The 13,501-nt window shown below is 69.1% G+C and carries 12 protein-coding genes; 5 read left to right on the top strand and 7 right to left on the bottom strand.

Translation table 11 applies throughout. The features are described from left to right. Window positions 1-33: 33 nt before the first annotated feature. The 5 genes from AB6732_RS08725 to AB6732_RS08745 all read right to left on the bottom strand — a co-directional run bounded on the left by AB6732_RS08725 (window position 34) and on the right by AB6732_RS08745 (window position 4,045). On the bottom strand, window positions 34-1,062 hold the full coding sequence (locus AB6732_RS08725) for an NAD kinase (RefSeq protein WP_370959553.1): 1,029 nt from the start codon (window positions 1,060-1,062) through the stop codon (window positions 34-36). Window positions 1,063-1,070: 8 nt separating this feature from the next. Beyond that, window positions 1,071-1,946 (bottom strand): TlyA family RNA methyltransferase, encoded by an 876-nt coding sequence (locus AB6732_RS08730; RefSeq protein WP_370959554.1) that lies wholly within the window; start codon window positions 1,944-1,946, stop codon window positions 1,071-1,073. Further along, window positions 1,943-2,164 carry a hypothetical protein gene (locus tag AB6732_RS08735; protein ID WP_370959555.1) on the bottom strand — a complete coding sequence of 74 codons (222 nt, stop codon included), beginning with the start codon at window positions 2,162-2,164 and terminating at the stop codon, window positions 1,943-1,945. The genes AB6732_RS08730 and AB6732_RS08735 overlap by 4 nt, the downstream gene beginning before the upstream one ends. Before the next feature lie 67 nt (window positions 2,165-2,231). After that, window positions 2,232-3,230: an HAD-IIA family hydrolase gene (locus tag AB6732_RS08740; RefSeq protein ID WP_370959556.1), complete on the bottom strand. Its 999-nt coding sequence runs from the start codon at window positions 3,228-3,230 to the stop codon at window positions 2,232-2,234. Window positions 3,231-3,232: 2 nt separating this feature from the next. Continuing rightward, window positions 3,233-4,045 (bottom strand): hypothetical protein, encoded by an 813-nt coding sequence (locus AB6732_RS08745; RefSeq protein WP_370959557.1) that lies wholly within the window; start codon window positions 4,043-4,045, stop codon window positions 3,233-3,235. A 6-nt stretch (window positions 4,046-4,051) separates the two neighbouring features. On the opposite strand from AB6732_RS08745, the gene AB6732_RS08750 reads away from it, so the two are divergent. Continuing rightward, window positions 4,052-5,515, top strand: coding sequence for a hypothetical protein (locus AB6732_RS08750; RefSeq protein ID WP_370959558.1), 1,464 nt, complete (start codon window positions 4,052-4,054; stop codon window positions 5,513-5,515). Here AB6732_RS08750 and AB6732_RS08755 read toward each other — a convergent pair. Continuing rightward, the gene (locus tag AB6732_RS08755; RefSeq protein WP_370959559.1) at window positions 5,500-6,888 is read right to left on the bottom strand and encodes an APC family permease; all 1,389 of its coding nucleotides are present in this window, start codon (window positions 6,886-6,888) and stop codon (window positions 5,500-5,502) included. The two genes, AB6732_RS08750 and AB6732_RS08755, sit on opposite strands and share 16 nt — an antisense overlap. A gap of 351 nt (window positions 6,889-7,239) precedes the next feature. On the opposite strand from AB6732_RS08755, the gene AB6732_RS08760 reads away from it, so the two are divergent. Then, window positions 7,240-8,400, top strand: coding sequence for a CaiB/BaiF CoA transferase family protein (locus tag AB6732_RS08760; protein WP_370959560.1), 1,161 nt, complete (start codon window positions 7,240-7,242; stop codon window positions 8,398-8,400). Window positions 8,401-8,436: 36 nt separating this feature from the next. Here the strand turns inward: AB6732_RS08760 and AB6732_RS08765 are convergent, their stop codons facing one another. Next, window positions 8,437-9,912 carry a PucR family transcriptional regulator gene (locus AB6732_RS08765; RefSeq protein ID WP_370959561.1) on the bottom strand — a complete coding sequence of 492 codons (1,476 nt, stop codon included), beginning with the start codon at window positions 9,910-9,912 and terminating at the stop codon, window positions 8,437-8,439. Between the two features lie 126 nt (window positions 9,913-10,038). Here AB6732_RS08765 and AB6732_RS08770 point away from each other — a divergent pair, with 126 nt between their 5' ends. From AB6732_RS08770 to AB6732_RS08780, 3 genes are all read left to right on the top strand, one after another. Beyond that, complete coding sequence (locus tag AB6732_RS08770; protein ID WP_370959562.1) at window positions 10,039-11,226, top strand: acyl-CoA dehydrogenase family protein; 1,188 nt, start codon at window positions 10,039-10,041, stop codon at window positions 11,224-11,226. Window positions 11,227-11,252: 26 nt separating this feature from the next. Then, complete coding sequence (locus AB6732_RS08775; protein WP_370959563.1) at window positions 11,253-12,704, top strand: aldehyde dehydrogenase family protein; 1,452 nt, start codon at window positions 11,253-11,255, stop codon at window positions 12,702-12,704. 113 nt (window positions 12,705-12,817) lie between these two features. Next, window positions 12,818-13,303, top strand: a complete 486-nt coding sequence (locus AB6732_RS08780) for an N-acetyltransferase family protein (RefSeq protein ID WP_370959564.1) — start codon at window positions 12,818-12,820, stop codon at window positions 13,301-13,303. Window positions 13,304-13,501: the final 198 nt, after the last annotated feature.

Below are 13,501 nucleotides of genomic sequence, written 5' to 3' on the forward strand. Positions count from 1 at the left end.
GTCTCCCCTGCGCGGCCGGCCTGTCGGCACGGATCACAGGTGTTTCGGGCTGGGCACCGGGGTGCTGTTCTGTGGTTCGTCCGGTCCGGCGGTGACGGACCGGTCCAGGACGGACTGATCCACCATGGGGACCTGGCCGGTGGGCACGGAATGGATCTGATGCATGGGGCCGCGCCAGCCACTGGTGGGCAGTTCGAACTTGCTCACCAGCCGCGCGGAGAACGGCGTCTGATGAGTCCGGGCCAAACGGACCGGCGTGTCCGAACGGGTGACTTCGATACGGGCCCCCGGCGGGAGGTCCAGGGAGCGCCGGCCGTCGCACCAGATGACCCCGTGGGCGTCGGTGCGGGTCAGCACCTCCACCGCCAGACGGGAGCGCGGCGAAACCACGAGCGGCTTCGCGAACAGCGCATGGGCGCTGATCGGGACCATGAGGAGGGCCTCGACCTCGGGCCAGACGACCGGGCCGCCCGCGGAGAACGCGTACGCCGTGGAACCCGTGGGGGTCGCCATGACCACGCCGTCGCAGCCGAAGGACGTCAGAGGGCGCTCATCCACCTCCATGACCACCTCCAGCATGCGCTCCCGGTTGCCCTTCTCCAGCGACACTTCGTTCAGCGCCCAGGTGTGCCAGATGCGCTGGCCCTTGACCCAGACCTGGACGTCGATGGTCATCCGTTCCTCGACCACGTAGTCCTTGCGCGCGATCCACCGGACGGTGTCCTTCAGGTCCGCCCGTTCGCTTTCGGCCAGGAAGCCGACGTGGCCCAGGTTGACGCCGAGCAGAGGGATGTTGATCTCCCGCACCATCTCTGCGGCACGCAGAATGGTTCCGTCACCGCCCAGCACCATGCCGAGCTCGATCCCGTCCAGCTCGCAGTCTTGTCCCAGGATCTCGGTGGGTGTGTCCCGGTCCCCGAAGTAGTCCTCCATGTCCTGCCGCTCGGCAGGGTTCATGACGGGGATCAGGCCGCTCGACGTCAGTTCCAGGCAGGCTTCGCGGGCAGCCTTGAGGGACTCTTCGCGCCCCGTGTGGGCGAAGACGAGGATCCGCCGGCTCATACCCGCTCCTAGTGTTTCGGCCCGGCCTGGTGCGCCGGCCAGATGGTTGTGAGGAGTTCCGCCACCGTAACTCCGGACCGGACCGGAGCGGTGACATCACCTGGGTCGATCTTAGGCATGTCGCTTCCGGCAGGCACAGCATCCGAACCGTCCGGGCGCGCCAGCCACAGGAAGTACTCGTGGTTCCCGTCCTGGCCCGGCAGAGGACTTTCGGCAAGTCCTCGGAGCACCAGCCCGGCGTCGACGGCGCTCTGCGCCACCCGGCCCACCGCTTCGCGGCGCTGCTCCGTGCTGTTCACCACGCCCGTGCGGGACAGGCGCTCCCGGCCGACCTCGAACTGGGGCTTGACCATGAGCACCAGCTCGCCGCCCGGCGAGGTGCACGCGGCGAGGGGCTTCATGACGAGGGTCAGCGAGATGAACGACAGATCAGCGACGGTCAGGGAGGCTTCTCCCCCGATGTCGGAGGCCTGGAGGTACCGCACGTTCATGCCCTCGAAGACGTGCACCCGAGGATCCTGCCGCAGTTCCTCGACCAATTGGTCATGTCCGACGTCGACGGCGGCGACCTCCCGGGCGCCGGCCTTCAGGAGGACGTCCGTGAACCCGCCGGTCGAGGCGCCGGCGTCCAGGCACCGCTTGCCGGTGGCTGAGACCTCCGGGAAGGCGTCCAGAGCGCCCCGCAGCTTGTGGCCCGCACGGGAGACGAATTCCGTGATGCCGCTCTCCGCGACCAGCAGCTCGGTCTCCTCCGTCACGCTCACGGAGGCCTTCGCCAGCACCTGGCCGGCGCTGCTGACGAGTCCCGCGGCGATGAGGCGGGCCGCCTCCGTGCGGGAACGGGCCAGACCGCGACGGGTGAGTTCCTGATCGAGCCGGGTCATCGTGGCTGGATCCCGGGCACCAGAGGGCCGTCCAGGAGGGAACCGAGCGCGTCGTGGATGCGGTCCAGCCCGGCGGGGTGTTCCTCCAAGGGGGCGTTCTCCAGTTCTTCCAGGGCCGACAGCACCTGGGCCACGGCAGGGTCCTGCACCGGGCCCATCCCGTCGGCGCTCATCCCGTCGTCCGCGTGCTCATCCACGGTGATCTCCTCGGCATCCATCAGTCCCCATCGTAACGAGGTCAGGGGTCACGGCGTCACGTCGCACGGCCGCCGGCGGCCCGGCGCCTCAGCGAGTGCGCCAGACCAGCTCGGGGTCGGTGGCGGCCTCCGTCTCGGGCACGGCGGACCACCAGGCGGCACAGGCGGCACGCCAGCCGTCCAGCGAGTCCTCCTCCGCGGTGACCACCACGCGGTCCCCCTCCACGACGGCGGACGCCTCACCGACGCGCCACGCGCCGTCGTCGTGCACCGTCTCGGGATACGGGCGGTACAGCGCACCCAGCTCCGCGATCAGGTGGGTGGGGCGCTCCAGGGTGAGCGCGTTCAGCGCGTCCCGCGCCGTGTTGACGCCGGTCAGCACCTGGATCGTGGCGAAGCCCGCGCGGTTGCCGCCCAGGATGTCGGTGTCGAGACGATCACCGACGACGGCGGGCCGCGAGGACGACAGCCGGGCGGCGGCCGCGTGGAACAGCGGGACCTCCGGCTTGCCCGCCACGACCGGCGTCACCCCCGTCGCGGCCTGCACGGCGGCGACCAGGGTCCCGTTCCCCGGCGCGATGCCGCGGGCCTGCGGGATCGACAGGTCCGTGTTGGTCGCGACCCAGAGGATGCCCGTGGCGACGGCGTAGGAGGCCTCGGCGAGGTCCTTCCAGCCGAGCCCGGGGTCGAAACCCTGGACCACGGCGTGAGGCTCGTCCGTGGCCTTCCAGACCGGTTCGAGACCCGCGGCCGAGACCTCCGCGGCGAGCGCCGTGCTGCCCGTGATGAGGACCCTGGAGCCCGGCGCCAGACGTTCCGCGAGGAGTCTCGCGGCCGCCTGCGGAGAGGTGACGACCTGCTCGGCGGTCGCCGGAGCGCCAAGCTCCCGCAGGTGTTCAGCGACCTGCTCCGGGGAGCGGGAGGCGTTGTTCGTCACATACGCCAGCCCCACTCCCCGATCCGCGAGACCGGACAGCGCCTCGACGGCGCCCGGAATTGCGGACGGCCCGGCGTACACCACACCGTCCAGATCCGAGAGGATCGCGTCGAAGCGGTCGATCAGCACGGAGGAGCTCGGCAGGGTCATGCTCAGCGGTCCTGGGACTCGCCCTCGGAACCGCTGTCCGGCTCCTCGGCGGAATCGTCGGCAGGGTCAGCCGGCGCGGGCTGCTCCACCAGGCCGTCAGCCTCGTCGACGAAGACCTCGGTCTCATCGTCGGTCTCGTCGTCGGAGTCTGCGTCTTCGTCCTCGGAGCCGGTCTCGGTCTCGTCGTCGGAGTCCGCGTCGTCCTCGGAATCCGCGTCGTTCTCCTCGGAGGAGGCGTGGCGGCGCTCCTCTTCCTCGTCGTCGCCCACCAGATCGAAGATCTCGGGCTCGGCGAACTGCCCGACGCCGAGTGCCTCCTCGGCGACCAGTGCCTGGCGGGCCCAGCGTGCAGCCTCATACTCGCGGCCCGCAGCGACGAGAGCGTCGGCGTAGGCGCGGAACAGGCGCGGGCTGTAGGAGAAGGCCCTGTTGATGTCGAGCTGCGGGATCTCCAGCTCGACCAGGGCGGCGGCGAAGTCGCCCTTGTCCGCCTGGGCGCCCGAGGCGACGATCGCGAGCTCAACCTTGCCCGGGGCGTCCAGATCCTGGGCGTCCTCGCTGCGGGCCAGTTCCAGCGCCTTGTCCGGACGGCCGAGGCCACGCTCGGAGTCCGCCATGAGCGGAAGGTGCACATTGGAGCCGGAGATGCGGCGGAAGGTGCGGAACTCGCTGAGCGCCTCGGCGTAGTGGCCTGCGGTGTAGGCAGTGACCGCGACAGCCTCCCGGACGGACGCCAGACGGCCTGCGCGGCGGCTCGCGGCGAGCGCGTGCTGGTAGGCCAGTTCGGCGTCCTCCTCCAGGTAGCGACCTGCCATCACCAGGTGCTGTGCGACGAACATACCGTTGCGGCTCTCGAGGGAACGGAGCTCACCGAGCGTGCCGCGATCCAGCTCGCGACCGGTGACGTCCTCGTCGATCTCCGGGGAACGCTCGCGGTCCGGGCGGTTGGCCGACCGCAGATCGGCCGGGTTGATCGAGCGGCCGTACGAGTCGCGAGGTCCGTTGCCGGCGTCGTCGCGGCGCGAGAACGAGCGGCGGTCATCGTCACGGCGGCTGCCGCCGCGGTCCTCCCAGCGGCGCTCTCCCCCGCGGTCATCACGACGGCGGTCATCACGGCGGTCATCACGGTCGCGCCCGTAGCCCTCGCGCTGAGGGCGGTCGCCATACGAGCGACGCTCACCATCACGCTGGGGACGGTCGCCGAAGGGCTTGCGGTCGCCATACGGGCGACGCTCACCATCACGCTGTGGGCGATCACCGAAGGGCTTGCGGTCACCATACGGACGACGCTCACCATCACGCTGGGGGCGGTCGCCGAAGGAACCGCGGTCATCGCGGCGCGGGGCGTAGCCCTCGCGCTGCGGACGGTCGCCGTACGGGCGACGCTCACCGTCACGCTGCGGGCGGTCGCCGTACGGCTTCCGGTCGCCGCGGTCCTCCCACCGGCGCTCGCCATCACGCTGGGGACGGTCACCGAAGGGCTTGCGGTCACCATACGGACGACGCTCACCGTCACGCTGGGGACGATCGCCATAAGGCTTCCGGTCGCCGCGGTCCTCCCAGCGACGCTCACCGTCGCGCTGCGGACGGTCGCCGAAGGAACGACGCTCTCCGAAAGAACCGCGGTCATCGCGGCGGTCATCGCGGCGCGGGCCATAGCCCTCGCGCTGCGGACGATCACCATAGGGACGACGCTCGCCATCACGCTGCGGACGGTCCCCGAAAGGCTTGCGGTCGCCGTATGGGCGGCGCTCGCCATCACGCTGGGGACGATCACCATACGGGCGGCGCTCGCCATCACGCTGGGGACGGTCACCGAAAGGCTTGCGGTCGCCGTAGGGACGGCGCTCGCCATCACGCTGAGGGCGATCACCGTCGCGCTGCGGACGGTCCCCGAAGGGCTTGCGATCGCCGAAGCCACCGCGACGCTCGCCGTCCCGGGAGTTGCGGTCGCCGAAAGGCTTGCGGTTGCCCTGGGGGCCGAAATTCCGGCCGCTTCGCCGGCCGCCGTCGTGCTCTGCCATGGTGGATTCCTCCTTGTGCGAGCCGACCAGCGCCGCACGCAGTCGATCTCTTCGCCTCTTTGGTTTTTCCCCGGGACTCCGCCCGGCACAATCCCTTCCATTCTAGGCGACGGGAGGGCCGTGAGCCGCGCCACTCCGCGGACGCCCGACGCCGGACACACGACTGCCGGGGCATGCTCGGCAGCATGCCCCGGCAGTCTCTCCGGCACCCCAGGCGGGAACCGGCCGGTGTCAGGAGACGACGGTCAGCGAGTCGCCTGACCGAGCTCCTCGCCCGTGACTTCGGCGATCTCCTCGTCCTCCATGCGAACGCTGAGCGGGCGGCGGAACAGCCGCGTGATGACCAGCAGCACCACGAAGCCCGCGCCGAGCCAGATGGCGCCATACAGACGTGCCTCGTCGGACAGGAAGTACCAGAGCACACCGGTCAGGATCATGCCGATCACCGGGAGGACCATGTTGCGGAGAATCGCCGCCGGCCCCTTCCGGTCCTTCTTGATGAACACGAAGTAGACCACCACCGTGACGTTCACGAAGGTGAACGCGATCAAGGCGCCGAAGTTGATCATGGAGGCCACGAAGTCCAGGGACAGCGGGATGGCCAGCAGCGACACGGCGCCGACGAACAGAATGGCGTTGAAGGGCGTGTGGGTCTTCGGGTGGATGAAGGAGAAGAAGCGGGACACCGCGCCCTTGCCGTTGCGGCCCATCACGTAGATCATGCGGGACACGGAAGCGTGCGAGGACAGGCTGGAAGCGACGGCGGCCGCAAAGGATGCCGCGGTGAAGAGGATCTGGAAGAACTGCCCGCCCACCTTGAGCGCCATCTGCGGGAGCAGGGACTCGTCGGTGTTCTCGAACCCTTCCACCGTGGGGAACGTCGCCTGGCTGAACCAGGCGGCCACGAAGAAGACCAGGCCGCCGATGAGCAGGGCGATGACGATGGCCCGGGGCACCGTGTTGGCGTCCTTGGCTTCCTCGGAGTACATGGTGATGGCGTCGAAGCCGATGAAGGAGAAGCACACCACGGTGGCGCCGGCGATCACGGAGCTCGTGTCCACGCCGTCGTGGAAGAACGGCTGCGTGGTGAACGGGGTGCCGGTGCCCGCGCCGTTCTGCAGGGCGTTCCAGGCCAGGACCAGGAACACCACGATCAGCACGGTGGAGAACACCACCAGAAGGCCGTTGATGCGGGAGGTGCTGGTCATGCTCCACAGATTCAGCAAGGTGATCATGGCGACGTACAGCACCACCCAGATCCATTCCGGCACATCCGGGAAGAGGGAGGTCAGGTACGTCCGGACGATCAGCGCGTTCACGAGGGGCAGGAGCAGGTAGTCCATGAGGGACGTCCAGCCGACCAGGAAGCCGACATTCGGGTGGATGGTCTCCGAGGTGTACGTGAACGCCGAGCCGGAGGAGGGGAAGACCCGCGTCATGCGGCCGTAGCTGATGGCGGTGAAGAGCAGGGCGACGAGGGCCACCAGGTAGGCGGTCGGCACGACGCCATTGGTCTCTTCGGACACGATCCCGAAGGTGTCGAAGACCGTGGTGAGCGTCATGTAGCCGACGCCGAGGCCGACGATTGACCAGAGGCCGAGCGTTCGCCTGAGGCGAGGAGTGTTCTGGGACATCTTGGGGAGACTTTCTTGTGGGGAGGCGGACGGCTCCTTGCGGAGGCCGCCCGGAGTGACCGGAAGGTTCGGCCGGACCGGCGGACCGGTCCGGGAATTCTGCCGGGTGACGTTCCGGCCACGGGGCGAAATGTGTTCTACGCCACATCGAGACGATAGTCGCCCATCACCTCGAAGGGAAGAGGATTTATGAATGACGTTCAAAAATTTTCTGAAACTGTCACACGGACGAAACACTGGATGATCCGTCCAGAGCCCGTCGCTTTCGCCCACTGCGGCCCCGGCGAGGCACTCCCTAAGGTGTGATGCAGGCTTCATTCCCCGCCTGGATGACTCGAGAGGACGGCTTTCATGACGGCACCGGACGGCACTCTGCCCCTCGAAGGGCTCCTCGTCGCCGACTTCTCCCGCGTCCTGGCCGGCCCCCTGGCGACCATGACCCTCGCCGACCTGGGAGCCACCGTCATCAAGGTGGAGCGCCCCGTCGCCGGGGATGACACCCGCAGCTGGGGACCGCCCTTCTCCGCCACCGGCTCCACCTACTTCGAAAGCGTCAACCGGAACAAGCAGTCCCTCTGCCTGGATCTGGGTGATCCGGACGACCTCCGCCTCGCCCGCGAGCTGACCCGCCGTGCCGACGTGCTGGTGGAGAACTTCAAACCGGGCGGCATGGCCCGTCTCGGTCTCGGGTACGAGGAACTCTCCGCGGAGAATCCCGGACTCATCTACGCCTCCATCTCGGGATTCGGCAGCGCAGGCGGCGCGGGGCTCATGGGCTATGACTTCGTCGTCCAAGCCCTCGGCGGCCTCATGAGCATCACGGGCGAGCAGGACGGCCCTGCCATGAAGGCGGGCGTCGCGCTCGTCGACGTCCTGACCGCCAAGGACGCCACCCTGGGCATTCTGGCGGCGCTCACCGCGCGGCACCGCGATGGACGTGGCGCACACCTGGAGGTTAACCTGCTCTCCAGCCTGCAGGGCGCGCTCGCAAACCAGGCCCAGGCGTACCTCGGCGCCGGAGTGGTCCCCGGCCGTATGGGGAACGATCACCCTTCCATCGCGCCGTACCAGCTCCTGAACTGCGCCGACGGCCCGCTCGCCGTGGCGTGCGGCAACGACGCGCAGTTCGTCCGGCTCGCGACGCTGCTCGGGCTGGACACCCTCGCCGAGGACGTACGATTCAGCACCAACTCGGCCCGGGTGGCCCACCGCGAAGAGCTCACCCGCCACCTGGAAACCGCGCTGGCCACGGACACCGCCGCGGCGTGGCAACAAGCCTTCACCACGGCAGGCATCCCCGCGGGACGGGTGTCCGGGATCGACGAGGGGATCTCCTACGCCGAAGAACTGGGACTCCGCCCCACCATCGACGTGCAGGACGCGTCAGGCGCCACGGTGGGACGCCAGCTCCGGCACCCGATCTCGTGGACCCCGGCCTTCCCCGCACCCACCCAGGCGCCGCCGAGGCTGGGCGAGCATTCGGAGCAGTTGCGGGAGTGGCTGAATTCCTGAGCAAGCTCAGGAATCCTGAACTCAGGCGGCCCTGCGTCAGGAAACTCTGAGCGCGAGCCAGAGGTTCGCCGCCACGTCCGGATCATCGAGTTCCGCGCCGAGGAGCCGCTGTGCGATCCCGATCCGGTGCCGCAGCGAGTTCCGGTGGATCCCCAGCTCCCGCGCCGCCGGCTCCCACTGGCCCCGGTTCCGGAGATAGCACTGGACGGTCGCGAGCAGATCCCCCCGTTCCTGGGCGCGCAGCGTCTCGACCCACCCTGAGGCGCGAGGGTCGAGCGGGCTCACCGGGGGCCGGGTCAATGCACCGGGCGCGGCCTGCGCCAGGAGGTCCCGCAGCGCGTCGACGCGTCCGGGGACCTGGGCCGGCGTGAGGGGCGCGCTCAACACTGCCCGCACGACGACGCCGGCGCCCTCCCCCGGCGACCGGTCGGCCGGGTGCCGCGCGGCGTCGTCGTCGAGCAGGCAGATCTCCGCCTCGCCTTCCGTGCAGCGCAGCCGCAGCGCTCCCGCCTCGATCGACAGTCCGCCGTCCAGCGTCCCGAGCAGGACGGAAAGTTCCCGGTCCGTCGCGCCCTCCGGCAGGCCGTCCAGGAGAAGCACGCGGATCCGGCCCGCAGGCAGGGCGACCCCGATATCCCCCGCCAGGAGCCGGGCGGCCTCGAGATGGCCTCCAATGAGCAGGCGGGCCACCGCCGCATGGAGCAGACTCGTGCGACGGTCCGCCTCCTCGTCCTGCTGTGCCTTCAGCGAGAGCAGCACGCAGACCGTCTGGATCACCTGACGGTCGGCACGGGTCAGCGTGCGGCCCGCACCGATGGCCAGGACACCCGCGATCCGCTGACCCACCAGGACGGGGTGCGCCACCACGTCGGCGCCGTGCACCTGGAACGTCGCGGCCGATCTGAGACCTCGGAGATTGAGACGGGCGGTCTCCTGTCTGAGCTGCGGCAGGAGGGGACGCGTGCTGTCCGGCCAGACAGTGGGAGGGGCGTCCTCGACGGGCAGGTAGGCCGCCCAGCCACCGAGCGCCTGCGCCAGCGCACGGACCACGGAGGCGAGAGCATCGGGCCGGGCGGCGGCGCGGGCGAGCGCGGTCTGCGTGCCCAGGCTCGCGACCAGATCCGACTGGCCGAGCCGGGCAACGAGGTCCCAGTAGGCCCGGGAGACATCCATGAAGGGGACACCATCCGGCACGATCAGGAGTTCCACACCCCGTTCACGGCACGCCTCGACGAGCGCCCCCGGAACCTCATTGAGCCCCGCTCCGAGGCCCAGCCCGAGGGCGGACACCCCGTGACCACCGAGACGCGCCACATACTCGGCCGTCCGATGAGCCGGGCCGCGGAAGGGGATACCGGTGGTCAGCAACAGTTCTCCGCCCTCGAGGTAGGGCGTGGGGTCGTCGAGTTCCGAGATGTGCACACCGGAGACGTTCCGTGCCGCCGGCGGCTTGCCGTCGAGGGTGGCGAGCCGCGCGCCCAGAGAGGTCTGCAGGTGGGCCAGGCTGATCATCGTGTCGCTTCCTTGCGCTCCGGGTGACGGCTCCTCGACGGAGTGTGGTCGTTTCAACCAGAACTCACTGTAGCCGAGACAAACTGACCAATGAAGGCTGGGGATCTGCTCAGTACCGTGGTGCCCATGACCGCCGTCACACCCCACGGAGAGACCATGAGCATCTACGACCTCGTCGACATCGACTCCCTCTACACCCCCGCCGAACTGGCCTTCCGGGACACCGTCCGGGAGTTCGTGGACCGGCGGATCCGGCCCGGCATCGCGCGCTGGTACGAGGACGCCGTGTTCCCGGTGGAGATCATCCCGGAGATGGCGGAGCTGGGTCTGCTCGGTGTGCATCTCAAGGGTTATGGCTGCCCGGGCCGGACCGCGGTGGAGTACGGTCTCGCCGCGCTGGAGCTGGAGGCGGGCGATTCGGGCCTGCGCACGTTCGTGAGCGTGCAAGGGTCTCTCGCCATGAGCGCCATCCACAAGCACGGCAGCGAGGAGCAGAAGAACGAGTACCTCCCCCGCATGGCGGCCGGCGAGATCATCGGCTGTTTCGGTCTGACCGAACCGACCGCCGGCTCCGACCCGGGAAGCATGAAGACCTTCGCCCGCCAGGAAGGCGAGGAATGGGTGATCAACGGCTCCAAGCGCTGGATCGGCCTGGCCACCCTCGCGCAGATCGCGATCATCTGGGCCATGACCGACGACGGCGTCCGCGGCTTCATCGTCCCCACCGACACCCCGGGTTTCACCGCCACCCCGATCCAGCCGAAGCTGTCCATGCGCGCCTCGGTCCAGTGCGACCTGGAACTGAACGAGGTCCGGCTCCCCGCCACGGCACTCCTGCCCGGCGCCAAGGGCCTGCGTGGCCCGTTCGAGTGCCTCAACGAGGCCCGCTACGGGATCGCCTGGGGTGCGATGGGCGCCGCCCGGGACAGTTACCTCGCGGCGCTGGAGTACTCCCAGCAGCGCCTCCAGTTCGACCGCCCCCTGGCCGGCTATCAGCTGACACAGGAGAAGCTGGTCAACATGGCGCTGGAGATCAACAAGGGCCTTCTCCTCGCGACCCAGCTGGGCCGCCTGAAGGATGCCGGCAAACTGGCACCGCACCAGATCTCCGTGGGCAAGCTGAACAACTGCCGCGAGGCCATCAAGATCTGCCGCGAAGCCCGAACCATCCTGGGCGGCAACGGCATCACTCTGGACTACTCGCCGCTGCGGCACGCCAATAATCTGGAATCCGTCCGCACCTATGAAGGCACGGACGAGGTCCACACCCTGGTCCTGGGCAACCACATCACCGGTGTCCCGGCCTTCCGCTGAGCAGCGACGATTCCTGGAGGACTGAGATGAGCATCGACCTGCGGAGTTTCATCGGCGGGGCCTGGGTCACGGGCGCGGGAGCACCGCTGGACAGCTGGAATCCGAGCCGCCCGGACGAGCTGATCGCCTCTGGACGCCAGGCCACCGAAGATCAGGTGCACGACGCCGTCGCCGCCGCACGCGCGGCGGGTGCGGGCTGGGCGCGTACCCCTGTCGCCGAACGCGGCGCCGTTCTGCTGCGCGCCGCCGTCGTGCTCGAGGACCAGGCCGACGCCTGGGGCTCGGAGCTGGCACGCGAGGAGGGCAAGACCTTCCCCGAGGGCAGGGGCGAAGTGCTCCGGGCCGCGCAGGTGTTCCGGTACCAGGCGGCCGAAGCGGAGCGCGAGGCCGGCACGGTCTTCCACTCCCCCCGGGCGGGCGAGCAGATCCTGGTCACTAGGAAGCCGCTGGGCGTGGTGTCGATCGTGACGCCTTTCAACTTCCCGATCGCGATTCCGGCCTGGAAGATCGCTCCCGCACTGGTTCATGGCAACACCGTGGTGTGGAAGCCTGCCAGCACCGTGCCCTTGCTCGCCTTGCGACTGGCAGAGGCACTCGACCAGGCGGGGCTTCCCGACGGGGTACTCAACCTGGTCCTCGGATCCGGAGCACTGGGTGATGCTCTTGTGGACCACCCCGAGGTGGACGGCCTCAGCTTCACCGGATCGACAGGGGTGGGCCGAGCCCTGGCAGGACGAGCCGCCACCCGTGGCGTCCCGGTCCAAGCGGAGATGGGCGGAAAGAACGCGGCCATCGTCCTCGCCGACGCGGACCTGGAGCTGGCCCTGGACCAGGTCCTGCTCGGCGCCTTCCGCTCGAGCGGACAGAAGTGCACCGCGACATCCCGCCTGATCGTCGAAGAATCCATCGCGGACGCTTTCCTGGAACGCCTCGCCGCCCGGGTCGGCGCGCTGCGTCTCGGCAATCCGCTGAACGACGACGTCGACCTCGGCCCGGTCATCACCGCTCAGGCCTGCGACTCCATCCTGTACTCCGTCCGGCAGGCGATCGCCGACGGCGCCCACCTCCTGGTGGGCGGGCCCGAAGCCGACGTCCCCGCAGCAGGGCACTTCGTGGCGCCCACGGTCCTGGAAATCGCCGGCGAGGCGCCCGTATGGCGGGAGGAGCTCTTCGGCCCCGTCCTCACCGTGCGACGGGCAGCGGACCCGGCGGAGGCGTTCGCACTCGCCAACGACTCGGAGTTCGGCCTCTCGGCAGCCCTGTTCACCCAGGACCTCACCCTGGCGCTGGAAGGCCTGGAAACCCTCGACGTCGGTGTGCTGCATGTGAACTCCGAATCGGCCGGCGCCGATCCCCACGTCCCCTTCGGAGGGGCGAAGAAAAGCGGGTACGGCCCCAAGGAGCAGGGCCAGGCCGCACGCGACTTCTTCACCCACACCACCACGGTGTACCTGCAGGGCGGACAAGCGCGCCCCTGAGCCGCATCAGAGAGTCTTCCTGCACGGAATCGCTGCCAGCGCCAGGGGTGCCGCCGTTCTCACGGCGGCACCCCTTCCCTTTCGGCCAGGGCTCTTTCGGCTAGGGTGGCGCCATGGAGATCAGGAAAGCCACCGACGAGGACTGGCCCGCGATTTACGAGTTCTACCGCGACATCATGGCTGAGGGATTCACGTATGCCTTCCCCGCCGGACAGACGCTCGACGAAGCGCGTCCCTGGTGGATGGAGACCGAACCTGGGCAGACCGTCGTCGCCGTTGAGGATGGGGCCATCATCGGTTCAGCCAAAATGGGCCCCAACAGGCCCGGCCGGGGCAGCCATATCGCCACCGCATCGTTCCTGGTCAACCCCCGATACCGCAATCGCGGAACCGGCCGGCGCCTCGGCGAACACGTCATCGAGTGGGCCCGTGCCGAGGGCTACCACGGCATCCAGTTCAATGCCGTCGTCGCCGCCAACCGGCCGGCCGTGCATCTGTGGCAGTCGCTCGGGTTCGCGGTCATCGGAACAGTCCCCGAGGCCTTCGACCACCCCGTCGACGGCCTGGTCGGGCTTCACGTGATGTACCGACGGGTCTGAGAGTCGGCACTGCTGTGTTGCGGTACCGATCGGGAGTGGTGGGTTGTTAAACAGGAACAGCCCCCGGGTGTGGGGGCTGTTGTTGGTGGGGGTTGTTGGTGTTTGTGGTGGTGTTGATGCGGTGATGGCCCCGAGCGTCGTTGCTCGGGGCCATCCCTTTGTGGTTGTGTCCGGCGGTGTCCTACTCTCCCACACCCT

Source organism: Arthrobacter sp. RCC_34, assembly GCF_041360795.1.
Classification (GTDB): domain Bacteria; phylum Actinomycetota; class Actinomycetes; order Actinomycetales; family Micrococcaceae; genus Arthrobacter_E.